At 48.1% G+C, this 23,808-nt stretch carries 16 protein-coding genes, 3 tRNA genes and 3 rRNA genes; 17 read left to right on the plus strand and 5 right to left on the minus strand.

Annotation, left to right across the window (positions count from 1 at the left end):
* Nucleotides 1-10: 10 nt before the first annotated feature.
* Entirely contained in the window at nucleotides 11-520 is a 510-nt protein-coding gene (locus tag VP504_RS14605) for a glycine cleavage system protein R (protein ID WP_325891810.1), read from the minus strand.
* A 241-nt stretch (nucleotides 521-761) separates the two neighbouring features.
* Between VP504_RS14605 and VP504_RS14610 the strand changes: the two genes are divergently transcribed.
* The 4 genes from VP504_RS14610 to phoU all read left to right on the plus strand — a co-directional run bounded on the left by VP504_RS14610 (nucleotide 762) and on the right by phoU (nucleotide 6,462).
* The gene (locus tag VP504_RS14610; RefSeq protein ID WP_325891811.1) at nucleotides 762-2,930 is read left to right on the plus strand and encodes an ABC transporter permease subunit; all 2,169 of its coding nucleotides are present in this window, start codon (nucleotides 762-764) and stop codon (nucleotides 2,928-2,930) included.
* Between the two features lie 38 nt (nucleotides 2,931-2,968).
* On the plus strand, nucleotides 2,969-4,615 hold the full coding sequence (gene pstA, locus VP504_RS14615) for a phosphate ABC transporter permease PstA (protein ID WP_325891812.1): 1,647 nt from the start codon (nucleotides 2,969-2,971) through the stop codon (nucleotides 4,613-4,615).
* Between the two features lie 24 nt (nucleotides 4,616-4,639).
* A complete protein-coding gene (gene pstB / locus VP504_RS14620) occupies nucleotides 4,640-5,458 on the plus strand; it encodes a phosphate ABC transporter ATP-binding protein PstB (protein ID WP_325891813.1) in 819 nt (272 codons plus the stop codon).
* Nucleotides 5,459-5,754: 296 nt separating this feature from the next.
* Nucleotides 5,755-6,462 carry a phosphate signaling complex protein PhoU gene (gene phoU, locus VP504_RS14625; RefSeq protein ID WP_062713494.1) on the plus strand — a complete coding sequence of 236 codons (708 nt, stop codon included), beginning with the start codon at nucleotides 5,755-5,757 and terminating at the stop codon, nucleotides 6,460-6,462.
* Between the two features lie 89 nt (nucleotides 6,463-6,551).
* Here phoU and bamE read toward each other — a convergent pair whose 3' ends face one another.
* The 3 genes from bamE to nadK form a co-directional block, all read right to left on the minus strand.
* Nucleotides 6,552-6,908 (minus strand): outer membrane protein assembly factor BamE, encoded by a 357-nt coding sequence (bamE, locus tag VP504_RS14630; protein WP_325891814.1) that lies wholly within the window; start codon nucleotides 6,906-6,908, stop codon nucleotides 6,552-6,554.
* Nucleotides 6,909-7,041: 133 nt separating this feature from the next.
* Nucleotides 7,042-8,709: a DNA repair protein RecN gene (gene recN, locus VP504_RS14635; RefSeq protein WP_325891815.1), complete on the minus strand. Its 1,668-nt coding sequence runs from the start codon at nucleotides 8,707-8,709 to the stop codon at nucleotides 7,042-7,044.
* A gap of 191 nt (nucleotides 8,710-8,900) precedes the next feature.
* Nucleotides 8,901-9,782 carry an NAD(+) kinase gene (nadK, locus tag VP504_RS14640; protein ID WP_325891816.1) on the minus strand — a complete coding sequence of 294 codons (882 nt, stop codon included), beginning with the start codon at nucleotides 9,780-9,782 and terminating at the stop codon, nucleotides 8,901-8,903.
* Nucleotides 9,783-9,966: 184 nt separating this feature from the next.
* Here nadK and grpE point away from each other — a divergent pair, with 184 nt between their 5' ends.
* From grpE to dnaJ, 3 genes are all read left to right on the plus strand, one after another.
* Entirely contained in the window at nucleotides 9,967-10,572 is a 606-nt protein-coding gene (gene grpE / locus VP504_RS14645) for a nucleotide exchange factor GrpE (RefSeq protein WP_325891817.1), read from the plus strand.
* Between the two features lie 198 nt (nucleotides 10,573-10,770).
* A complete protein-coding gene (dnaK, locus tag VP504_RS14650) occupies nucleotides 10,771-12,687 on the plus strand; it encodes a molecular chaperone DnaK (protein WP_325891819.1) in 1,917 nt (638 codons plus the stop codon).
* A gap of 174 nt (nucleotides 12,688-12,861) precedes the next feature.
* Entirely contained in the window at nucleotides 12,862-14,001 is a 1,140-nt protein-coding gene (dnaJ, locus tag VP504_RS14655) for a molecular chaperone DnaJ (RefSeq protein ID WP_325891820.1), read from the plus strand.
* A 46-nt stretch (nucleotides 14,002-14,047) separates the two neighbouring features.
* On the opposite strand, the gene VP504_RS14660 is transcribed toward dnaJ, so the two are convergent.
* Nucleotides 14,048-14,488, minus strand: a complete 441-nt coding sequence (locus VP504_RS14660; RefSeq protein WP_325891822.1) for a type IV pilin protein — start codon at nucleotides 14,486-14,488, stop codon at nucleotides 14,048-14,050.
* 103 nt (nucleotides 14,489-14,591) lie between these two features.
* Here VP504_RS14660 and VP504_RS14665 point away from each other — a divergent pair, with 103 nt between their 5' ends.
* The 10 genes from VP504_RS14665 (at nucleotide 14,592) to rrf (ending at nucleotide 23,421) form a co-directional block, all read left to right on the plus strand.
* Nucleotides 14,592-15,131: a pilus assembly FimT family protein gene (locus VP504_RS14665; RefSeq protein ID WP_325891823.1), complete on the plus strand. Its 540-nt coding sequence runs from the start codon at nucleotides 14,592-14,594 to the stop codon at nucleotides 15,129-15,131.
* The gene (locus VP504_RS14670) at nucleotides 15,128-15,784 is read left to right on the plus strand and encodes a PilW family protein (protein WP_325891824.1); all 657 of its coding nucleotides are present in this window, start codon (nucleotides 15,128-15,130) and stop codon (nucleotides 15,782-15,784) included. The genes VP504_RS14665 and VP504_RS14670 overlap by 4 nt, the downstream gene beginning before the upstream one ends.
* Before the next feature lie 5 nt (nucleotides 15,785-15,789).
* On the plus strand, nucleotides 15,790-17,073 hold the full coding sequence (locus tag VP504_RS14675) for a hypothetical protein (protein WP_325891825.1): 1,284 nt from the start codon (nucleotides 15,790-15,792) through the stop codon (nucleotides 17,071-17,073).
* Complete coding sequence (locus tag VP504_RS14680) at nucleotides 17,063-17,497, plus strand: type IV pilus modification PilV family protein (protein ID WP_325891826.1); 435 nt, start codon at nucleotides 17,063-17,065, stop codon at nucleotides 17,495-17,497. Before VP504_RS14675 ends, VP504_RS14680 begins: the two co-directional genes overlap by 11 nt.
* A 492-nt stretch (nucleotides 17,498-17,989) precedes the next feature.
* Nucleotides 17,990-19,541: ribosomal RNA gene (locus VP504_RS14685) — 16S ribosomal RNA — on the plus strand.
* A gap of 87 nt (nucleotides 19,542-19,628) precedes the next feature.
* A tRNA-Glu gene (locus tag VP504_RS14690) sits at nucleotides 19,629-19,704 on the plus strand.
* 2 nt (nucleotides 19,705-19,706) lie between these two features.
* A tRNA-Lys gene (locus tag VP504_RS14695) sits at nucleotides 19,707-19,782 on the plus strand.
* Between the two features lie 31 nt (nucleotides 19,783-19,813).
* Nucleotides 19,814-19,889: transfer RNA gene (locus tag VP504_RS14700), tRNA-Val, on the plus strand.
* A gap of 433 nt (nucleotides 19,890-20,322) precedes the next feature.
* A 23S ribosomal RNA gene (locus VP504_RS14705) occupies nucleotides 20,323-23,210 on the plus strand.
* 95 nt (nucleotides 23,211-23,305) lie between these two features.
* Nucleotides 23,306-23,421, plus strand: a 5S ribosomal RNA gene (rrf, locus tag VP504_RS14710).
* Together the 16S, 23S and 5S rRNA genes with 3 tRNA genes alongside form the textbook arrangement of a ribosomal RNA operon.
* Nucleotides 23,422-23,808: the final 387 nt, after the last annotated feature.

Consider the following 23,808-nt stretch of genomic DNA (forward strand, 5'->3'; position numbering starts at 1 on the left):
CTTTCCTCAATTAAATGTCGCTTTCGTCAAACTCCACGATCAGGTCATCAGACAGCCCTTCAAGAGCCTCTCCAAGATCATCCAGTGAGATGTTGTTGACGATGTCGAGATCAAACTCTGCTTTAAAAATCACGCCGCCAAAATTAGCTGCGCTTTCTGCATTGGTTTCCAGATTGTTGATGTTGATACCAAACTTGGCGATTTCCCTTGTCACTTCTTGAACGATGCCAGGGCGATCGTTACCTGTGACTGAAAGGGTGTGAGTCGTGGTATCCGTTTCTGCTTGATGTGCAGCTTCAGCGATAAGAACGTTAAGATCAGGAATGTTATTTAGCGCGTCTGTCAGCGCATTGACATTTTCTTCTTTAATATCAATCTGAACAATACCAGCAAACTTGCCCGCAAGTTTGCTAAGGCTACTGGCTTGCCAGCTTCCGTGATGCTGGAATACAGTGTCAGAGAGTGTTTCTACCAGGCCTGGACGATCCGTGCCGATGAGGGTGATTACTAACTGCTTCATGGTCGATCCTTTGCGTCAACAGCGGGGGGAATGATCATTATTAGGGTGGTTTTAAAACCGTGTCTACCCCCCGCAGGAGCAGCTGCTTCCGAACTATGCCTCACATCAACGTTACAGGAGGCTAAACATGTTTTATTACACTTTTATTTCATGGGCTTAACTTGCCTCGATTTTTAGACTGTCACATTTATGTCATTAAAAAGAAATATTATGAGTCGCTTAACCAAAAAATGAGGTACCAATGGCAAACGCCACACATGCGCTGACTCAGGGAGATACCCGGCGGCGTTTCAAAGACAGACTTGCGCGCCTTTCCGTGACGGGAGGTGGCATTGCTGTTTTGTTGGCATTGCTGTTGATTTTTTTCTACCTCGCGTACGTGGTTTTTCCCTTATTCAAAAGTCCATCTGTAGAACTTGATGGCACTTTCGACCTTGGCTTTGAAAGTCCCGCCGTTCAATTGGGTATGGACGACAATAATCAACTTGGTTTTCGCTACTCTGACAATGGGTTTCTCTCCGTTTTCTCTTTGGAAGGAGAGGGGGGCATGGTCGTCCGGGAACAGCTCGCTAAGTCTCCAACCAGTTTTTATGCTTCACAGGCTTATGCTGGTGTAAGTGCCTATGGACTCAAAGATGGCACAGTGAGTTTCCAGCGCCTTCGTTTTTTGTCGCACTATGCTGAGGGTAAAAGAACCATCACGCCGGATATCCAACGTCTTGATACCGTCAAACTGAGCAATGGCTTGCCCGTTTCCAGTCTTTCTTTTGCACTGCGTCAGAAAGACCGTGTAATTGCGGGTATAGCGGGGTACTGGCTGAACATTGTCATTGAGCGAGACGGAAATGAAGTTTTGCATGCAGCGGTGCCGACCAGTCCTGATGCAAACGTTTTGATTGCTCCCCGTGGTCGAAAGCTGTTTGAGATGGTTGGTAATAAGCTCAATGTGTACTCGATATCAGATCGTAGAATCGATTTACGAGAATCTGTAGATATTGAACTTGTGACTGGTGCGCTGCCGGTATCTATGACTTGGCTGGCTGGCGGACACTCACTCATGGTTCGTCTAGACGATGGCAGGCTGACCCAATGGTTTGATGTGGTGAAGTCTGGCGAGCGCTCTCTGACAATGGTGCGTGAGTTTGATACTCAGGACGGATATCTCGCCGTAGAGCCTCATCGCAATGTATTTGCCAACCTAACGCCGGACGGAGAATTAACACTGTGGCATGCGCCAAGTGAAACACAGGACAGTTTTGAGTTACCGGCAATTGCTGGCCAGATTGATACGCTAGGTTTCTCACCACGTGCAGACCGCCTTCTGGTAGAAAAAAGTAAGACCCTGACACTAGTGGATGTAGACAATGCGCATCCAGACGTGAATATCCGCTCACTGTGGAACCGTATTTGGTATGAAGGTTATGGCGAACCGGACTTTGTCTGGCAGTCCACCTCTGGTAGTGAGTCTTTCGAGGGGAAACTCAGTGTTGTTCCTGTTGTTTTCGGTACTATCAAAGTAGCTGCTTATGCGCTGCTTTTTGCTATTCCATTGGCAGTTGGTGGTGCGATTTATACTGCTTACTTTATGCCTTCTGGGCTGCGTAAAGTGGTAAAACCGACTATCGAAATCATGGAAGCCTTGCCCACAGTTATTTTGGGCTTCCTCGCTGGCCTGTGGCTCGCACCGATTGTTGAAAACCATTTACCTGCAGTATTTCTAATTTTTGTCGCCATGCCGGCTTCATTCCTGCTGACTGCAATTGTTTGGAGCTCATTGCCGCGCTCGATCCGTAAAATGCTGCCACCTGGAGGGCATTTATTTGTGCTGGTTCCGCTCATTCTTATTCTGGGATACCTAGCTTTCCAGCTGGGGCCTTGGGTTGAAACTGCCTTTATGGGCGGTGATAGCCGCGTGTTTGTTACTGATGTGCTGGGAGTGAACTTCGATCAGCGCAATGCCATCGTAGTAGGCTTGGCGATGGGATTTGCTGTGATCCCAACCATTTTTACCATTGCTGAAGATGCGATTTTCTCTGTGCCCAGCCATCTGACTAATGGTTCGCTCGCTTTGGGTGCGACTCATTGGCAAACATTGACCCGTGTTGTCTTGCTAACGGCAAGCCCAGGTATTTTTTCTGCAGTGATGATGGGGCTTGGTCGCGCTGTGGGTGAGACTATGATTGTCTTGATGGCGACGGGTAATACGCCTTTAATGGAGTGGAATCCTTTCGAAGGACTTCGAACCTTGTCAGCTAATATTGCGGTAGAAATGCCGGAATCTGAAGTAGGTAGCTCGCATTATCGCGTGTTGTTCCTGACTGCCTTTATTCTGTTTTCATTTACGTTCCTGTTTAACACTGTGGCGGAATTTGTTCGCCAACAGCTACGAGAGAAATACCGTGCGTTGTAATGCATTAGCCACTCAACAATCCAGCTTGGAGCTTGCTCATGTTTAAGCGATTAAACAGCAGTTCTCCATGGGTGTGGATGACAGGCGGCATGGTGAGTCTTTGTCTGGTGGCAGTGCTTGGTGTCATGCTTCTGATCGGTTGGAAAGGCTTGGCGTATTTCTGGCCAGCGCCTGTTTATGAATTCAAAATTGAAACGCCGCATGGTGAGGAAACTGTTTTTGGACAAATCTACAGCGTGGAGTCTATTCCTTCCCGTCAATTGAAAGAAGCCGGTGTTGAGCTCAAAGACAAGCAGCTTGAAGAGCATCAGAGGCTGCTTATTAAGGTGGCGAATCGTGAGCGTGAAGCGCATGACTTCATTTCGGTGCTGGACCAAAACATCCTATCTCAGGTTGCTAATCCTGACCTTGCAGTCATTGAACGCACTGAAAATGGTGCATTCTTCGGTTTTCCGAAGGGCTATTTAGATAATGGAAAGGTCACCACTTCCGCACTTACCCACGAGTTTTTCCAACAGAAGATTACCCTGGCTGAAATACGACGTACTGAGATTGCATCTATCGAGCAGCGAGAAATTGAAAAAGTTAACTATCAGCTCAATGCTCTGAAAACAGAGAGAGCGTCTTATCTGAGTGGCGGAAAAGCGGTTCCTGCAAAAATTCAGGATGCTATCGGCACCTTGGAGTTGCGTTACCAATCACTTGAAGAATTACTCTTGCAGCGTCGTGCGGATTTCTCTTTGGATAGTCTTATTGTTAAAGACCGCTATGGTGACAACGTCCGTATCGCGTTGAATGATGTGTTGGGGCTATGGTATCCCAATGACATGAGCTGGCCAGAGAAAGTCGCGCACTGGGCAGGACTGATAGCTAGCTTTGTCACTGACAACCCCCGTGAAGCCAACTCTGAAGGTGGTGTTTTTCCTGCTATCTTTGGCACCGTGTTGATGGTTCTGCTGATGTCCATCATGGTGACTCCACTTGGCGTTCTGGCTGCTGTCTACCTTCATGAATATGCAGGGAAGAATGCTTTCACGCGTATTATCCGCATTGCGGTGGTGAATCTTGCGGGCGTACCTTCTATCGTATACGGCGTGTTTGGTCTGGGCTTTTTTGTTTATTTCGTGGGTGGCAGTATCGACTCGTTGTTTTATTCGGAAACTTTGCCGAATCCGACATTCGGTACACCGGGCATCTTATGGTCTTCGCTCACCTTAGCAATCCTGACCTTGCCAGTAGTAATTGTGTCAACCGAAGAGGGGCTTACACGCATTCCTACCTCAGTCCGTCATGGTTCGATGGCTTTGGGGGCTACACAGGCAGAAACCCTCTGGCGTATTGTTTTGCCAATGGCGAGTCCTGCTATTATGACGGGATTGATACTTGCAATTGCGCGGGCAGCAGGAGAAGTGGCGCCGTTGATGCTGGTGGGGGTCGTCAAGGTGGCGCCGAGCTTGCCACTGGATGGTAATTTTCCTTTTCTGCATCTCGACAGAAAGTTCATGCACCTTGGTTACCACGTTTACGATGTTGGCTTCCAAAGCCCGAATATTGAAGCGGCAAGACCACTGGTTTATGCCACATCTTTACTGTTGGTGACTGTCATTGTCAGCCTGAACTTGGCGGCTATCACCATTCGTAATCACCTGCGTGAAAAGTACCGCGCGCTGGAACAAGAAATTTAAGCGTTAAGAGGACATCGCAACGAAATGATATCTATCAATGCCAACATTGGATTACCAGGCCCAGTCGATTTGTCATCACTTCCTGATGATCAGACTGCGCTGGTTATCCGAAATTTGAATCTGTATTACGGCAATACTCAGGCATTGTTCGATATCAATATGCGAATTCCCAAAGGCAAGGTGACGGCATTTATCGGTCCATCTGGTTGTGGTAAATCCACTTTGTTGCGCTGCATCAACCGCATGAATGACTTGGTGGATGGCTGTAAGGTTGATGGTGAAATTCTCCTCCATGGCTCCAATGTTTATGATGAACAAATCGACGTGCCAGCATTGCGACGTCAGGTAGGAATGGTGTTCCAGCGTCCGAACCCTTTTCCCAAATCTATCTATGAAAACGTCATCTATGGCCTGCGACTTCAAGGTGTGAAAAACGTTCGTACGTTGGACGACGCAGTTGAACGTTCGCTTCGAGCAGCAGCGTTGTGGGATGAGGTGAAAGATCGCCTTCACGACAACGCATTTGGTTTGTCTGGTGGCCAGCAACAGCGTTTGGTGATTGCCCGCGCTATCGCTATTGAACCTGAAGTCCTTTTGCTTGATGAACCTACATCGGCACTAGATCCAATTTCGACGCTCACGATTGAGGAGCTGATCAACGATCTCAAGCGTCGCTACACGGTCGTTATCGTGACGCACAACATGCAGCAGGCTGCGCGTGTGTCTGATCAAACTGCCTTTATCAACCTAGGTAAACTGGTAGAATACGCCGACACAGACACGCTGTTTACCACACCGAAAAACAAGCAAACCGAAGATTACATCACGGGCCGATACGGTTAGGGTCTGTTGGCCTTTGGTGATGGTTTTTGCAGCAGTTTGTGGGGCTTTATACAAGGTAGAGGCTTTGATGTGTAGCTAGCCTACATGAGAGGCCGATAACGCAGGAGAAAGTCTCCATAAACGCAGCCCAGCGGGTTCGACTTCGCGCCCAGTGCCAAAAGTGTTTTATGCTTTGTTAAGGTGTATTTGCTTAGAATCACTAGGCGGCAAACACCTCGCCGTGCCTAAAACGCTTTTTGCTAGAACAAAATTAAATCACCAAAGGTCAACAGACTCTAAGGACACGCACGCAAATGATGGACAACCAAAATATCAGTCGCCATATTTCAGGTCAGTTTAATGCTGAACTGGAAGCTATCCGCACCCATGTGCTCGCGATGGGTGGATTGGTAGAGAGACAGCTGACTGACGCTTTGCGTGCGATGCATTATCAGGATGTAGAGCTTGCAAAACAGGTGATCCGTGAAGACCATAAGGTCAACTCAATGGAAGTCGCTATCGATGAAGCCTGCACGCGAATCATTGCAAAACGCCAACCTACAGCGGGTGATTTACGCTTGGTGATAGCTATCATCAAAACCATTACCGACCTTGAGCGTATTGGTGACGTTGCGGACAGTATTGCGAAGATGGCGTTAGATAATTTTTCCAATCATCAACAACCGTTTTTAGTGTCACTGGAAAACCTGGGCCATAAAGCTGCACGTATGCTGCATGATGTGTTGGATGCTTTTGCACGAATGGATGTTGATGCGGCGATGAAGGTGTATCACAGCGATGACCATCTGGATAAAGAATACGAAGCGATTCTGCGTCAGTTGATGACTTACATGATGGAAGACCCGCGTTCTATTCCTAATGTTCTGAAAGTCATGTGGTCAGCTCGAGCCATTGAGCGGGTGGGCGATAGATGCCAAAACATTTGCGAATACATTATTTACTTTGTGAAAGGTAAAGACATCCGTCATACCAATAAAGAACAGTTGGAAAAGATGCTGAAATAGCGTTTAGAGCAAGCAATCGCTTGATGTTTTCATGCAATAAAAAACCCGCAACTAGCGGGTTTTTTGATTCTGGCGATTAAATTTTGTGTTTAGCGAACAACTTCGAAAAATCCGGATCCTGGCTGGTAGTCACCTTTTAGACCCACCAATTGACCACTATTATCAAAAGAAAGGATCAGTTCTTTCTGCTCTGGAGCATCGTGCCCAGGCTTCAGGTATTGAACAAAATACCAAGTATTCGGATAACCAGACTCAACCAGCATAGGTTGACCAAGTAAGAACTTAACCTGCTCTTTAGTCATACCAAATTTGAGCTCTTCGACCGCAGTTTGGTCGATGTAATTTCCCTGGTTAATATCTATGCGATAAACCAGCTTGTTAACCCAAGAGCAGCCTGAGAGGCTAGCTAGAACAAGGGATGCCGCAACGATGTGTTTCCAACGCATGACTTCTTACTTCATTTCCAAAATAGGGGACGATGATAAACAAGCAAGTGAGAGAAGTAAAAACTCTTGTCTCAACTTGCTTGTTCGACCGTGCTATTAGGGAAAAGTTTCTTTCTCTTCAGGCTAACAGTCCCTATGCCGCAATAAGTAGTTCTTTAGCGTTGGCGAGTGTATGTTCAGTAATTTCGCTGCCACCGAGCAGTCGTGCCAGTTCCTGAACGCGGGACTGAGTATCCAGCGGGATCATGCTGGTAGTGGTTTTTCCTTTCTCGCTGGCTTTCGTCACGAACATTTGCTGATGACCGCAGCCAGCAACTTGCGGCAAGTGTGTTACACACATCACTTGAGTTGATTCACCTAGCTTACGAAGCAGTTTACCGACGATGGCTGCCGTTGGACCACTGATACCCACATCCACTTCATCGAAGATAAGGCTTGGGGTATCGACTTTCTGCGCAGTAATAACCTGGATCGCAAGAGAAATACGGGAAAGCTCACCACCGGATGCCACGCGCCCCAACGCTTGCATTGGCTGGCCTGGGTTGGTGGAAACCAAAAGCTCGATACTGTCGAAGCCCAGCGGTGACAAATGACTTTCTGGTTGGCTATCCAGTGCAATATGGAATTTGCCGTTTTGCATACTGAGTTCATGCATGCTGGCAGAAATCAGTTTATCCAGTTCTTTGGCATAACGTTTACGGCTCTTACTGAGTTTTTCCGCTGCTGCTAGACAAGCTTGGTGCTTCAGTTCGACTTGTGCGGCAAGCTGTTCAATCTGGTTATCGCTGTCATTGAGGTTTTCAAGGTCATTCACCAGAGACTGATGGGAAGTGAAAAGCTCTTCAGGAGAAACCTGATGTTTACGGGAAAGACGCATTATGGTCGCCATGCGCTCATCCAAATAGCTCAGGCGCGCAGGATCCATATCCACACTATCCATATAGCTTGAGATCTCATGGCTGGTTTCCTGAACTTGAATACAAGCTTCGTCCAACATCTGTGTTAGATCGTTAAAACGGCTATCCATCTCGGCGAGTTCGGCAAGCTTCTGCTGGGCAAACTGCAACAACTGCATTGCGTTGTTTTCATCATCTTCACTTAATGCCTGCAGGACGCTTTGGCTACAAATCGCAATGTCGCCACAGTTGGAGAGGCGCTTATGCTCCGCTTCCAGTTCTGGATATTCGGTTTCACCTAACGCCAATTCATTGAGCTCGTTAACCTGATATTCTAATAGTTGGCGTTGGGCTTCGAACGCTTCTTTGTTCTTTTCTAACTGCTTGAGCTCGTTTCGTGCGGCACGCCAGTCTTGATAACGTTGGCGCATTGTAGCGAGCAGGTTTTGATGACCGGCATATTGGTCGAGCAATGTCAGTTGATAATCGTTTTTCATCAAAAGCTGATGGGCGTGCTGACCATGAATATTGATAAGGTGCTGCCCGAGTGCTTTTTGCTGGGAGGCTGGTACAGGGCTGCCATTAATGAAGGCGCGTGAACGCCCCTCTTTGGTGATCACACGTCGTAGAATGCACTCATCACCATCGACCAACTCATTGTCTTCCAGCCAGCGTCTCGCGGCAGGATTGTTCTGGAGTTGGAAGAGCACCACGATTTCGGCTTTTTCCTCACCAGGACGAACCATAGAAGCATCTGCGCGATCGCCCAGACACAAACCCAGAGCATCAATAGCGATGGATTTACCTGCACCGGTCTCGCCAGTAATGGTGGTCATTCCTTGTTGGAAGTCGAGTTCGAGTGCTTTAACAATGGCAAAGTTTTGAATTGTGATGTGTGCCAGCATGAGCCTATACCTGTATTTATCATCACCTGTTGTTTTGTACAGTATATACTGTGTTTGTATACAGTAAAGATGATCAGGTATGAATTCGAGATGAAATTGTGATGCGAGTTAAAAAACGAGCGGTGAGAGTGGTGAAAATAAAAAAGAGCAGCCTAATCCACTCTTTTCATGAACAATGTTCTTCTGCTTTATCAGAAGAGTTTGCTTGACCAGCCCAATTTAGTTCGCAACGTTTTGTAGTAGCTGTAATTTTTAGGATGGATAAGCTTCAACAGTGAAGGGCTTCTATAGATGTGTACTTCATCCCCCGGATTAACAGGCAAAGACACCTGACTGTCACAACTCACTTCCAAGGTGCTGCCGTTATCCGGTGAAACCACAAGCTTAATGTGGCGCTTAGCGTCGACGACCAAAGGACGGCTGGAAAGGGTATGCGGGAACATAGGAACGAGTGAAATCGCATCGATGCTCGGCGACAGGATAGGACCACCACCGGAAAGGCTGTAAGCCGTTGAGCCCGTTGGTGTCGAAATGATGATGCCGTCAGAACGCTGAGAGAAGGCGAAGTTGTCGTCGATATAGACTTCAAATTCGATCATGTGGGCGACTTGCCCAGGGTGAAGCACTGCTTCGTTAAGCGCCGCATTGTGGCTTTTCACCTGTCCATGACGGTGCACCTCTGCTTCAAGCAGGAAGCGATGATCTTCGATGTACTCACCAGATAACACCGATATTAGAGCGTCTTCGTATTCATCGGGATCGAGATCGGTCAAAAAGCCGAGATTGCCACGGTTGACACCGATAACGGAAATATCAAAACGTGAAAGAACACGGGCTGCGCCCAGCATGTTGCCATCACCACCAATCACAATCGCCAAATCGGCTTTTGCGCCCAGCGAAAGCAAATCGTGGAAATCATCCGCGGGAATATCGAGGTAATTGTCGAGACGATTGTCGACCAATGTGCGGTAACCTTGTTTGGTCAGCCAGTGATACAGGCTTTCATGGGTTGCTACCGCTTCTGGATTTCGCGGTTTTCCTACCAAAGCTATAGTGTTAAAACGCTTTGACATCTTATTGATCCTGCACAGTTTAGTGGCTTGAGTATAAGTGATTGCCCTACACTTGTCGTGCATTGCGGCAAGAGACACCTTGAAACGTGACCATTCATCCCCATAATAAGCAAAACCGTCGAGATTGATGCCCCAATCCTTGAGATTTTTGGGGTTCAACACAGTGTATTGTGTCGGAGAGAGCATGAGCAAAGAAGAAAACAAGATCCAGGAAGAAGAATTGCAAATCGAAGCAGTGGAAGCACAGGCTGAAGAAAATGCCCTTGATGCTGAAACTGATGCAATGATTAGCCGGATCACTGAGCTTGAAGCTGCACTTGAAGCAAGTGAAGCGACAGTGAAAGAGCAACAAGACAGCGTACTGCGCGCTCGCGCAGATATTGAAAATATGCGTCGTCGTACCGAGCAGGAAATCGACAAAGCGCGTAAATTTGCTCTGGAGCGTTTCGCGAACGAACTGCTTCCTGTTATCGACAACATGGAACGCGCAGTAGAGATGGCGGACAAAGAAAATGACGCCCTCAAGCCGATGATCGAAGGCGTTGAGCTAACGCTGAAGACCATGAAAGATGCAGTGGAAAAATTCGGCCTTAAAGAGTTGAACCCACACGGCGAATCGTTCAACCCAGAATTCCATCAGGCAATGTCTATTCAGGAAAGCGCAGATCACGAGCCAAATACCGTGATGTTTGTGATGCAGAAAGGCTATGAACTGAATGGTCGTGTTGTTCGCCCTGCCATGGTAATGGTTTCAAAAGCCGCTGCTGGTAACGTGAACGAACAGGCATAAGACCGAATTTAAGGAAAAACCCGCTTTTTGCGGGTTTTTTTCATTTCAGGCCTTGAAAGTCAATAAGTCGCCCTTATTTAAGGTGCATCAAAAAGAAAATTTAAAAATTTTTCTTGTGCAGGGTTGAACCCTAAACCGCGACCCCCATATATGGGTTAACGCAACATAGACGTAAGACGAATTTTCGGAGAAAACCAAATGGGTAAGATCATTGGTATCGACTTGGGTACTACCAACTCATGTGTAGCAGTACTGGACGGTGACAAGCCACGCGTAATCGAAAACGCAGAGGGCGATCGCACAACGCCATCAATCATCGCGTACACCCAGGACGGTGAAACTCTGGTAGGTCAGCCAGCAAAACGTCAGGCAGTGACCAACCCAGAAAACACGCTGTTTGCTATCAAACGACTGATCGGTCGTCGCTTCGAAGACGAAGAAGTTCAGCGTGATATTGAAATCATGCCTTACAAAATCGTTAAGGCTGACAACGGCGATGCATGGGTAGAAGCTAAAGGCCAGAAAATGGCAGCTCCTCAGGTTTCAGCTGAAGTCCTGAAGAAAATGAAGAAAACTGCAGAAGACTTCCTGGGTGAGGAAGTCACTGGCGCAGTTATCACAGTACCTGCGTACTTCAACGACGCACAGCGCCAGGCGACTAAAGACGCTGGCCGCATCGCGGGTCTGGAAGTTAAACGTATTATCAACGAACCAACTGCTGCTGCACTGGCTTACGGCCTAGACAAGCAAGGTGGTGACCGTACTATCGCAGTTTACGACCTCGGTGGTGGTACTTTCGATATCTCTATCATCGAGATTGACGAAGTTGACGGAGAGAAGACGTTCGAAGTACTGGCAACCAACGGTGACACTCACTTGGGTGGTGAAGACTTCGACAACCGCATGATCAACTATCTGGTTGACGAGTTCAAAAAAGACCAAGGCATCGACCTTCGTAAAGATCCACTGGCAATGCAGCGTCTGAAAGAAGCAGCTGAGAAAGCGAAGATTGAACTGTCTTCTGCGCAGCAAACTGATGTAAACCTGCCATACATCACTGCAGATGCGACTGGTCCTAAGCATATGAACGTTAAAGTGACCCGTGCGAAACTGGAATCACTCGTAGAAGATCTGGTTCAACGTTCACTGGAGCCACTGAAAGTAGCACTGGCTGACGCAGACCTGTCTGTTAACGACATCAACGACGTAATCCTGGTTGGTGGTCAGACTCGTATGCCAATGGTTCAGGCGAAAGTTGCTGAATTCTTTGGCAAAGAAGCACGTAAAGACGTGAACCCTGACGAAGCAGTTGCAGTTGGTGCAGCGGTTCAGGGCGGTGTACTGGCAGGTGACGTGAAAGACGTTCTGCTGCTGGACGTAACGCCACTGTCTCTGGGTATCGAAACCATGGGCGGCGTGATGACTAAGCTCATCGAGAAGAATACCACCATCCCTACTAAGGCGAACCAAGTGTTCTCTACTGCTGAAGACAACCAAAGTGCAGTAACGATTCATGTGCTGCAAGGTGAGCGTAAGCAGGCGACGTACAACAAGTCTCTGGGTCAATTCAACTTGGAAGGCATCAACGCAGCACCACGTGGCATGCCACAAATCGAAGTTGTCTTCGACCTAGATGCTGACGGTATCCTGCACGTGTCTGCAAAAGACAAGAGCACAGGTAAAGAGCAGAAGATCACTATCCAGGCATCTGGTGGTCTGAGCGACGACGAAATCGAGAAAATGGTTCAGGAAGCGGAAGCGAACAAAGAAGCCGACAAGAAGTTCGAAGAACTGGCGTCTGCGCGCAACCAAGCTGACCAAATGGTTCACGGTACTCGCAAGCAAATTGAAGAAGCAGGCGACACACTGCCAGCTGACGAGAAAGAGAAGATCGAAGCAGCAATCAGCGAGCTGGAAGAAGCACGTAAAGGCGAAGATAAAGAAGCTATCGACGCAAAAGTGCAGGCACTAATTGCAGCATCTCAGAAGCTGATGGAAGTGGCTCAGCAGCAAGCGCAAGCTTCGCAAGCTCAAGACGCCGGTGCAGAGCAAACTAAGCAAGACGACGACGTTGTTGATGCTGAGTTTGAAGAAGTAAAAGACGACAAAAAATAAGATCGGATAACTTCCCAGAAACAGGTCTTGTGACTGAAAAACAGCAAGACCTGAATCGAAAGATTTAACCGTTTTTATTTCGCACGGGCGCAGGAGGATTTTCTCCTTCGCCCGTAGTTGTATGATACGGGGCTAACTTTTTTGCCCGGTATAGAAGCAGGTGACAAGCAAAACATGTCAAATCGTGATTTTTATGAAGTGCTTGGCGTAAGCCGCGACGCTAGTGAGCGTGACATCAAAAAGGCGTACAAGCGTCTTGCGATGAAGTACCACCCGGATAAAAACCCAGGTGATGAAACGGCAGCTGAGAAATTTAAAGAAGTGAAGCTGGCGTACGAAATCCTCACAGACGATCAAAAACGCGCAGCTTACGACCAATACGGCCATGCAGCCTTTGAACAAGGTGGAATGGGTGGTGGCGGCGGCTTCGGTGGCGGCGCAGACTTCAGCGATATCTTTGGTGACGTGTTTGGCGACATCTTTGGTGGTGGTCGCCGTGGCGGTCAGGCCCGTGCCCAGCGTGGCGCAGACCTTCGCTACAACATGGAGCTTTCTTTAGAAGAAGCAGTCCGTGGTGTGACTAAAGAGATTGATGTCCCAACTTACGTAAGCTGTGACCCATGTGGTGGCAGCGGTGCGAAACCAGGTTCATCCCCACAAACATGTGGAACCTGTCATGGTGCCGGTCAGGTACAAATGCGTCAGGGTTTCTTTGCAGTACAGCAAACCTGTCCAACCTGTCACGGTCGCGGCAAAATCATTAAAGATCCTTGTGACAGCTGTCATGGCCAAGGCCGTGTTCAGAAGACCAAGACCCTTAGTGTAAAAATCCCTGCGGGCGTAGACACGGGAGACCGTATCCGTCTGACAAGTGAAGGCGAAGCCGGTGAGTTTGGTGCACCAGCAGGCGATCTCTATGTACAGGTGCATGTACGTGACCACCACATTTTCACCCGTGATGGCAACAACTTGTACTGTGAAGTACCAGTCAGCTTCACGATGGCTGCATTGGGCGGCGAAGTAGAAGTGCCAACGCTGGATGGTCGTGTCAGCCTGAAAGTACCACCTGAAACTCAAACTGGCCGCATGTTCCGAATGCGTGGCAAAGGTGTACAGTCAGTGCGTGGCGGTGGCCTTGGTGACTTGATCTGTAAACTGGTAGTAGAAACGCCGGTTAACCTCAGCAGCAAACAGAAAGAGCTGCTGCGCGAATTCGAAGAATCATTGGGGGGCAGTGCCGCGAAAAAGCACAAGCCTAAATCAGAAGGCTTCTTCGATGGCGTGAAGAAATTCTTTGACGATCTGACCAGTTAACAGTCAGTAAGAGAAAAACGAAAAACCGGCGAATCCGCCGGTTTTTTTATGTCCAGCAATCACCGTTGTTAGCTATGGTACTTCCATCTTTTTTGAAGTTGTACTGCTCTGAAGCGGCATTGATAACCATGGTGTGGCAGTCAGTATCTTTGTCTTGTCTTGAAGTCGTCTTCGGAGTGGCTTTGATTTTATACACATCACTACCTGAGCCGCCTGTGGTGATAGAAAAATTGTATTCATCTGAGACTTGGCACTTTGTACACACAAGTGTTGTATCAGTTGGATAGCTACCTGTTGCGGTAAATGTTTGCTCCGCATGTGTCTGTAATTGGTACAAATCTACTTGGACTCGGCTACGTTCTGATTTGACTAGGTATTCCCCTACCGCTGGTACAGCAATCGTTGCAATGGCACCGATAATCGCAATTGCTATCAAGATTTCGAGCAACGTCATACCTAAATGTAATGTCTTAGTTCTCAGCGTCATTTTTTGGTTCGCTATGCGTAAAATTCGTTTTAATTCCAGAGATCTACGGTATCGCCGTTGATAGTATGGAAACAAGGTACAGCAAACGCTAAAGGAATTTGTTGTGAGATATTGGAATCTACAGCGCGGATTTAGCTTAATTGAAATGATAACGACGGTGTCTGTATTGGCAGTCGTCACAGCGGTAGCTGTGCCAACCTATGTGTCTTCTCATAAAGCGGCTGTTGTAGAAAATAAGGCCACCCAATTACTTTCGGTCCTGGAAGTTGGGCAATCGGAATCCCTGCGACGCCATCGCAATATCTATGTGCATTATGTGCCTTCAAGTGAAACGGATAACGGCTGTATTGGGCTCAGTGAAAAGTCTGAAGTAACCCATTTTAGTTGTACCGATAACGAAGGGTTGCAAAAGGTTATTCTGGAAATTGGGGCCCAAGTGAATGTGCAGGAACCAGAAGCGACTGACCCAATGAAGCTTTTCCATTTTTCTTCTATCAATGGTCTCCCGTCGACGAACAAGACAGTCAAGCTAGCTCACGGTAATGAAACCGGAAAAGAGTCTGGGATTTTGATTCGCCAATATGTTGGTCTTAAAGCTTGCAGCAACCCAACGGTTACGGGCTGGGAGTCCTGTTCATCATGAAGCGAAGTTTTGGCTACACGCTTGTTGAAATGATGGTAGGGATGACGGTCAGCTTAATTGTGCTTGCTTCGGCACTGGCAATATTTACCGTCAATACAGAATTTGGCACTAAGCAGCTTCAAAATGACTTTCTGAGGACGCAGCTAAACATCATTGCAGACACGATGAAGAATGAAATTGCCCGCGCAGGTTTTTGTTATGACTGTACTTCAGTGAATCCTTTTATTCGCCCAGATGGTGGCGGGGCCTCGTCCTCAATATTGATTGATGACAGTGCATCTAAGGTTGAAGACGGAGAGTGTATTCGTTTCGCTTACAACCACGACAAACGTTCAGGCGCTATGGCTCTAGATAAGGATGATGCAAAAGGGTATCGGCTGGGTAAAGACAGTCGGAATAATCCTGTCATCGAGATTTATGAAAACTGGGATGCGTTGGCGAACTGGACATGTGAAAGCGGCTACTGGCGAGATATGACCTTTGAACGCCTATCTATAGAATCTCTAAGCTTCAAACGTTCTTTCCTGCAAAGTGTTGGCTCCACTAATAAAGCCCAAACGGTTGAAGTCTCAATTACTGCGTCACTGAAAAGTGATAGTTCAATCTCAGACACTGTGAATTTCACGGTGTCAGTCCCCAATGTGGATGGTTAGCACGAATGAACACTCAAAAAGGAATGGCAACCCTCGCAGTAGTCAGTGGCGTTTTGCTCGTTGTGGCTTTGTTTACGATTTCAGTAGCGAATTCAGGGCTAGCTGATATAAAAAAGACGCAAAATCTAGTTTTAGACGCTAAGCAGCGAGCAAGTGCAAAATCAGGGCTGGACTGTGCGATTGCGGTGTTTGAACAAAATGAATTAAACCCAAAGGATACGGATTTTACCGATTCAGTATTTAATGAGTGTGAAGGCCATACTGGTAGCGTGATTACAGTCACTGGATCAGAAAGCCCTTGGATACTTTCTTCGTCCTCAGGCTATGCATCTACAAAAATTGTCATACAGGCTGGAGGGGCTGCAGCTGCGGCGTTTAAAACATCAGGTAGTTTGGTTGTAGAGGGGGGTAATGCTTGGATACCTGCAAAGGGGGATAAAGTCGCTACTACTGACGGGGTGGATATTTACGAGTGTACCGCAATAATAGCCGGAGGTGATGTCACAATTGATGTAGGTAAGACGACAGCTGAATTTCTCTCAGAGCTAACAAACGCCAATGAGCAGTGCCATGCGAACTTTAGTACATATATTCCTTCGCAAACGGACCCAGTTACCAACAACTTTGAGCTAGATATTTTAACAAACCAAGAAAACATCGATGTTTTCCAAGATTTTTTTGGTGTTCCTAAGGAAAAATGGGAAACGGTTAGGAGTGGGTTCGATGTGACAGTCACTACTGGAACATCAATCTCCAACAAAGAAAAAGTTTCAAGCTGTGGCACAACAATAAAAGACAAAATTAAAAATGGCAGTACCAAGATTTGGATTGATGGAGACTGTAAGTTAGATGGTATCTATGATCCTGCGAATGACTCAAAAAAAGCTACTGTGGTTATAAGGAATGGCGTAGTTGGTGCATTCGATACGATCAAATTCAATGGTACCTTAGTCCATTTTACACATGGGTATTCAGAGTCGTCAGTTGCGGAATCTTGGGGAGCATCTTTCGATGAAACGAACAAACATTTTGTGTGTGAAGAAGGGGCCATGCACCTGCTTTGTCGTCAGTTAATCGATGACTTCAAAAACGATGCAGAGAAGTGGGGTAAACTTCCTTTCTATTTTCACGGGTCATATGAAAGCCTGGGGAGTTACCTATTAGACGTAGCAAACTCCAAAGCTTTGATAAAAGGTTCTTTCAAACCTGACTATGACGACGATACACCTTTTGGAGATGGAGGTAGTAGCGTACCTAAGTTAGTAAAAGGCAGCATCCATGACTTCTGACAAAGGCTTTTCGCTCGTAGAAACACTCATTGCGATATTCGTCGTTGTCTTGTCTGGTGTTGGAACGTTAAAGCTATACAGTTACCTAGAAGTCGAAAAGGCAAACGCGCTTATGTTCGTGCAAGCGAAGCAAATCGCGGAGTCTCAGATTGCTTTACTGCAAACATTGAATACCACAGGTTCAGATTGCGAAGGCAAAACGGTAGAGAACATTCAAAGCTGCCAGTTAACACTGAATGAAGGCTCGTTATATAGTCTTTCAGTGACGCCTACCAAAACGCTTCAACACACGCCAGCCAGCGGTGTGGCCGCAACCTACGCCAAAATAATGGATGTTAAAGTCAGCTGGAGTGACAGGAATGGCACAGCTCAAAGCCTTTCTCTCCCAGTTTCTGTGTCTAAATTCACCAACCTGCTGGATTAGTGAACGGTTAATCGATTTTTGTGACTTTTTTCGCAAAAAGCCCTTGCCAGAATTCGAGACCTCCCTATAATGCGCCCCATCGACACGGCAAGCGGCTCCCAACAAGGAAATGCCTACCAAGTCGAAACGCGAAAACCTCATCATCAAAGCATTGAAAAGTGCGGTGAAGAGGTGAGTCAACAAGGTGTTTTGAGGGTTGCGAAAGCAACGCTGAAAAATCTCAAAATTTCTTCTTGACTTCATCGCCCGGCAGCGTAAAATTCGCAGCCCTGACGGTGAGAAGCGACGCTTCTTCAAGTCAACGTTCTTTAACAATTTGACCTATGCAATCTGTGTGGGCACTCGTGATTGATAGACAAAAGATTTATCGATGTTTACTGAGTGACCAAACGAAATAACTTCGGTTATATCGGCACAGTCAATTCGTTTTGCTTCTGCTTTTTTAAAAAGCGGAGACAAAACAACAACAGTATTTCATCGAGCCAAAAACTTTAATTGAAGAGTTTGATCATGGCTCAGATTGAACGCTGGCGGCAGGCCTAACACATGCAAGTCGAGCGGCAGCGACAATAAAGATTCTTCGGATGATTTATTGGGCGGCGAGCGGCGGACGGGTGAGTAATGGCTGGGAACCTGCCTGGTAGAGGGGGATAACCACTGGAAACGGTGGCTAATACCGCATGATGTCTTTGGACCAAAGAGGGGGACCTTATGGCCTCTCGCTACCGGATGGGCCCAGTTGGGATTAGCTAGTTGGTGGGGTAAAGGCTCACCAAGGCGACGATCCCTAGCTGGTTTGAGAGGATGATCAGCCACACTGGAACTGAGACACGGTCCAGACTCCTACGGGAGGCAGCAGTGGGGAATATTGCACAATGGGCGCAAGCCTGATGCAGCCATGCCGCGTGTGTGAAGAAGGCCTTCGGGTTGTAAAGCACTTTCAGCCGTGAGGAAGGCATTGTACTTAATACGTGCAGTGTTTGACGTTAGCGGCAGAAGAAGCACCGGCTAACTCCGTGCCAGCAGCCGCGGTAATACGGAGGGTGCGAGCGTTAATCGGAATTACTGGGCGTAAAGCGCATGCAGGCGGTCTGTTAAGCAAGATGTGAAAGCCCCGGGCTTAACCTGGGAAAGTCATTTTGAACTGGCAGGCTAGAGTCTTGTAGAGGGGGGTAGAATTTCAGGTGTAGCGGTGAAATGCGTAGAGATCTGAAGGAATACCGGTGGCGAAGGCGGCCCCCTGGACAAAGACTGACGCTCAGATGCGAAAGCGTGGGGAGCAAACAGGATTAGATACCCTGGTAGTCCACGCCGTAAACGATGTCTACTTGGAGGCTGTAGTCTAGAACTGTGGCTTTCGGAGCTAACGCGTTAAGTAGACCGCCTGGGGAGTACGGTCGCAAGATTAAAACTCAAATGAATTGACGGGGGCCCGCACAAGCGGTGGAGCATGTGGTTTAATTCGATGCAACGCGAAGAACCTTACCTACTCTTGACATCCACAGAAGCCGGAAGAGATTCTGGTGTGCCTTCGGGAACTGTGAGACAGGTGCTGCATGGCTGTCGTCAGCTCGTGTTGTGAAATGTTGGGTTAAGTCCCGCAACGAGCGCAACCCTTATCCTTGTTTGCCAGCACTTCGGGTGGGAACTCCAGGGAGACTGCCGGTGATAAACCGGAGGAAGGTGGGGACGACGTCAAGTCATCATGGCCCTTACGAGTAGGGCTACACACGTGCTACAATGGCATATACAGAGGGCAGCGAGACAGCGATGTGAAGCGAATCCCAGAAAGTATGTCGTAGTCCGGATTGGAGTCTGCAACTCGACTCCATGAAGTCGGAATCGCTAGTAATCGTGGATCAGAATGCCACGGTGAATACGTTCCCGGGCCTTGTACACACCGCCCGTCACACCATGGGAGTGGGCTGCACCAGAAGTAGATAGCTTAACCTTCGGGAGGGCGTTTACCACGGTGTGGTTCATGACTGGGGTGAAGTCGTAACAAGGTAGCCCTAGGGGAACCTGGGGCTGGATCACCTCCTTAACGATACTATTGATACCAGTGTCCACACAGATTGTATAGGTTGAAAAAGTAAAGAGTGGTTTGGCATCCCAATGCCAGACACTGTGCGTCCCATTCGTCTAGAGGCCTAGGACACCGCCCTTTCACGGCGGTAACAGGGGTTCGACTCCCCTATGGGACGCCACTGGGTCGTTAGCTCAGTTGGTAGAGCAGTTGACTTTTAATCAATTGGTCGCAGGTTCGAATCCTGCACGACCCACCATCTTCTACCACAGAGGATGTAAAACTGATGTGGGCGATTAGCTCAGTTGGGAGAGCACCTCCCTTACAAGGAGGGGGTCACTGGTTCGAGCCCGGTATCGCCCACCACTTTTCCTGCATAAAGGAAAAGCACACTCTCTAATCATTTTCTGCAACGGACTCGCAGACCCTTTAAATATCATTTACAGGGTGCGAATTTTTGCCGCCCCAATTTGGGAAGAAAGTCATTAGAAAGTGGTTTTGTACCACGTTCTCTTTACGAGAAATGCTCTTTAAAAATCTGGAAAGCTGACTAAACAAACTGATTCAGTTTGTTTGTAAAAGTTCTCAAATGTTGATTCTTCGGAATTAACACCAAACACATTCAAGTGTTCTTGGTTTCATCCTTCTCCAGAGGTGATGAACAATATTTGAGTCCGGCGAAATCGTTCATCGCTTTATGTTTCCGCTTTTTAAGAAAAAGCAGAGGCAAAAAGGGTGAACATGTTCTTATAAGAACAACCTTGGTTGTTTAAACCTACGAAACCTCTTGGGGTTGTATGGTTAAGTGACTAAGCGTACACGGTGGATGCCTTGGCAGTCAGAGGCGATGAAGGACGTAGTAACTTGCGATAAGCCCAGATAAGGCAGTAACAGCCATTTGAATCTGGGATGTCCGAATGGGGAAACCCACTGGCATAAGCCAGTATCCCACACTGAATACATAGGTGTGTGGAGGCGAACTCGGGGAACTGAAACATCTAAGTACCCGAAGGAAAAGAAATCAATTGAGATTCCGGCAGTAGCGGCGAGCGACCCCGGATTAGCCCTTAAGCGTTTTATGAGTTAGTGGAAGCCTCTGGAAAGTGGCGCGATACAGGGTGATAGCCCCGTACACGACGGCTTATTTAACGTGAAAACGAGTAGGACGGGACACGTGTTATCTTGTCTGAAGATGGGGGGACCATCCTCCAAGGCTAAATACTCCTGACTGACCGATAGTGAACCAGTACCGTGAGGGAAAGGCGAAAAGAACCCCTGTGAGGGGAGTGAAACAGAACCTGAAACCGTGTACGTACAAGCAGTGGGAGCCTACGTGTTAGGTGACTGCGTACCTTTTGTATAATGGGTCAGCGACTTACGTTATGTAGCAAGGTTAACCGCATAGGGGAGCCGTAGGGAAACCGAGTCTTAACTGGGCGAATGAGTTGCATGACGTAGACCCGAAACCGAGTGATCTAGCCATGGGCAGGTTGAAGATTGAGTAACATCAATTGGAGGACCGAACCGACTAATGTTGAAAAATTAGCGGATGACTTGTGGCTAGGGGTGAAAGGCCAATCAAACTCGGAGATAGCTGGTTCTCCCCGAAAGCTATTTAGGTAGCGCCTCGGACGAATACTACTGGGGGTAGAGCACTGTTAAGGCTAGGGGGTCATCCCGACTTACCAACCCTTTGCAAACTCCGAATACCAGTAAGTACTATCCGGGAGACACACGGCGGGTGCTAACGTCCGTCGTGGAGAGGGAAACAACCCAGACCGCCAGCTAAGGTCCCCAAGTTATCGCTAAGTGGGAAACGATGTGGGAAGGCTCAGACAGCCAGGATGTTGGCTTAGAAGCAGCCATCATTTAAAGAAAGCGTAATAGCTCACTGGTCGAGTCGGCCTGCGCGGAAGATGTAACGGGGCTAAGCGATACACCGAAGCTGCGGCAGATATTTATATCTGGGTAGGGGAGCGTTCTGTAAGCCGTAGAAGGTGGTCTGTAAGGGCTGCTGGAGGTATCAGAAGTGCGAATGCTGACATGAGTAACGACAAAGGGGGTGAAAAACCTCCTCGCCGGAAGACCAAGGGTTCCTGTCCAACGTTAATCGGGGCAGGGTAAGTCGGCCCCTAAGGCGAGGCCGAAAGGCGTAGTCGATGGGAAACGGGTTAATATTCCCGTACTGCTGATAACTGCGATGGGGGGACGGAGAAGGCTAGGTGGGCCTCGCGACGGTTGTCGAGGTTCAAGTGCGTAGGTGGGTGTCTTAGGCAAATCCGGGACGCCATACACTGAGACACGATGTCGAGTCACTACGGTGATGAAGTCATTGATGCCATGCTTCCGGGAAAAGCCTCTAAGCTTCAGGTTATCAGGAACCGTACCCCAAACCGACACAGGTGGTCGGGTAGAGAATACCAAGGCGCTTGAGAGAACTCGGGTGAAGGAACTAGGCAAAATGGTACCGTAACTTCGGGAGAAGGTACGCTGCCCATGGTGAAGTCCCTTGCGGATGGAGCTGAGGGCAGTCGCAGATACCAGGTGGCTGCAACTGTTTATTAAAAACATAGCACTGTGCAAAATCGAAAGATGACGTATACGGTGTGACGCCTGCCCGGTGCCGGAAGGTTAATTGATGGGGTTAGACTTCGGTCGAAGCTCTTGATCGAAGCCCCGGTAAACGGCGGCCGTAACTATAACGGTCCTAAGGTAGCGAAATTCCTTGTCGGGTAAGTTCCGACCTGCACGAATGGCGTAATGATGGCCACGCTGTCTCCACCCGAGACTCAGTGAAATTGAAATCGCAGTGAAGATGCTGTGTACCCGCGGCTAGACGGAAAGACCCCGTGAACCTTTACTACAGCTTGGCACTGAACATTGAGCCTACATGTGTAGGATAGGTGGGAGGCTTTGAAACACAGACGCCAGTTTGTGTGGAGCCGACCTTGAAATACCACCCTTGTATGTTTGATGTTCTAACTTAGGCCCCTTATCGGGGTTGAGGACAGTGCCTGGTGGGTAGTTTGACTGGGGCGGTCTCCTCCCAAAGCGTAACGGAGGAGCACGAAGGTGGGCTAATCACGGTCGGACATCGTGAGGTTAGTGCAATGGCATAAGCCCGCTTGACTGCGAGAATGACGGTTCGAGCAGGTGCGAAAGCAGGTCATAGTGATCCGGTGGTTCTGAATGGAAGGGCCATCGCTCAACGGATAAAAGGTACTCCGGGGATAACAGGCTGATACCGCCCAAGAGTTCATATCGACGGCGGTGTTTGGCACCTCGATGTCGGCTCATCACATCCTGGGGCTGAAGTCGGTCCCAAGGGTATGGCTGTTCGCCATTTAAAGTGGTACGCGAGCTGGGTTTAGAACGTCGTGAGACAGTTCGGTCCCTATCTGCCGTGGGCGTTGGATGATTGAGAGGGGCTGCTCCTAGTACGAGAGGACCGGAGTGGACGAACCTCTGGTGTTCGGGTTGTCACGCCAGTGGCATTGCCCGGTAGCTAAGTTCGGCATCGATAACCGCTGAAAGCATCTAAGCGGGAAGCGAGCCTCAAGATGAGTCATCCCTAGGACTTAAAGTCCTCTAAAGGGTTGTTGGAGACGACGACGTAGATAGGTCAGGTGTGTAAGCGCTGCGAGGCGTTGAGCTAACTGATACTAATTGCCCGTGAGGCTTAACCATACAACACCCAAGGGGTTTTGACGGACTCAGAGAGAACCTTGAATGTGTAAGAACGAGAACAAACAAAGTCACTTTCCAAGATTTTAACGAATTTGCTTGGCGACCATAGCGTTATGGACCCACCTGACTCCATGCCGAACTCAGTAGTGAAACGTAACAGCGCCGATGGTAGTGTGGGGTCTCCCCATGTGAGAGTAGGACATCGCCAGGCTTCCAATTTTCTTTCACTTTTTGAAAAAGTGAAAACAAAAGTACCGTCAAAAAGGCCATCCGAAAGGATGGCCTTTTTGCGTTTCAGGGATCTGAGAAACATTAGCGGTATCATACCAGTCATGACGTTGAAGCCGGAAATAAATCTCGTTCTGTGGAGGCATTGAAGGAGCTTGTTGCGACTTCTGAGTTATCGCAAGAAGACTATCTTTCTGCCTATAAAACCCATATGGATGTGCATTGCCAACCCGAAAATGCGTATGTATCCCGTAGGGATATTAGGTAAACCAAGAAATTCGGTAGGTGCAGATGAGTCCCCGAGAGGTTGGGATTATGAAGTAAATTGGAAGACAGGGCTTGAAGCGGGAAGTATCATTCTAAATGACAA

It is taken from the genome of Grimontia sp. NTOU-MAR1 (genome assembly GCF_035758505.1).
GTDB classification, from domain to species: domain Bacteria; phylum Pseudomonadota; class Gammaproteobacteria; order Enterobacterales; family Vibrionaceae; genus Enterovibrio; species Enterovibrio marinus.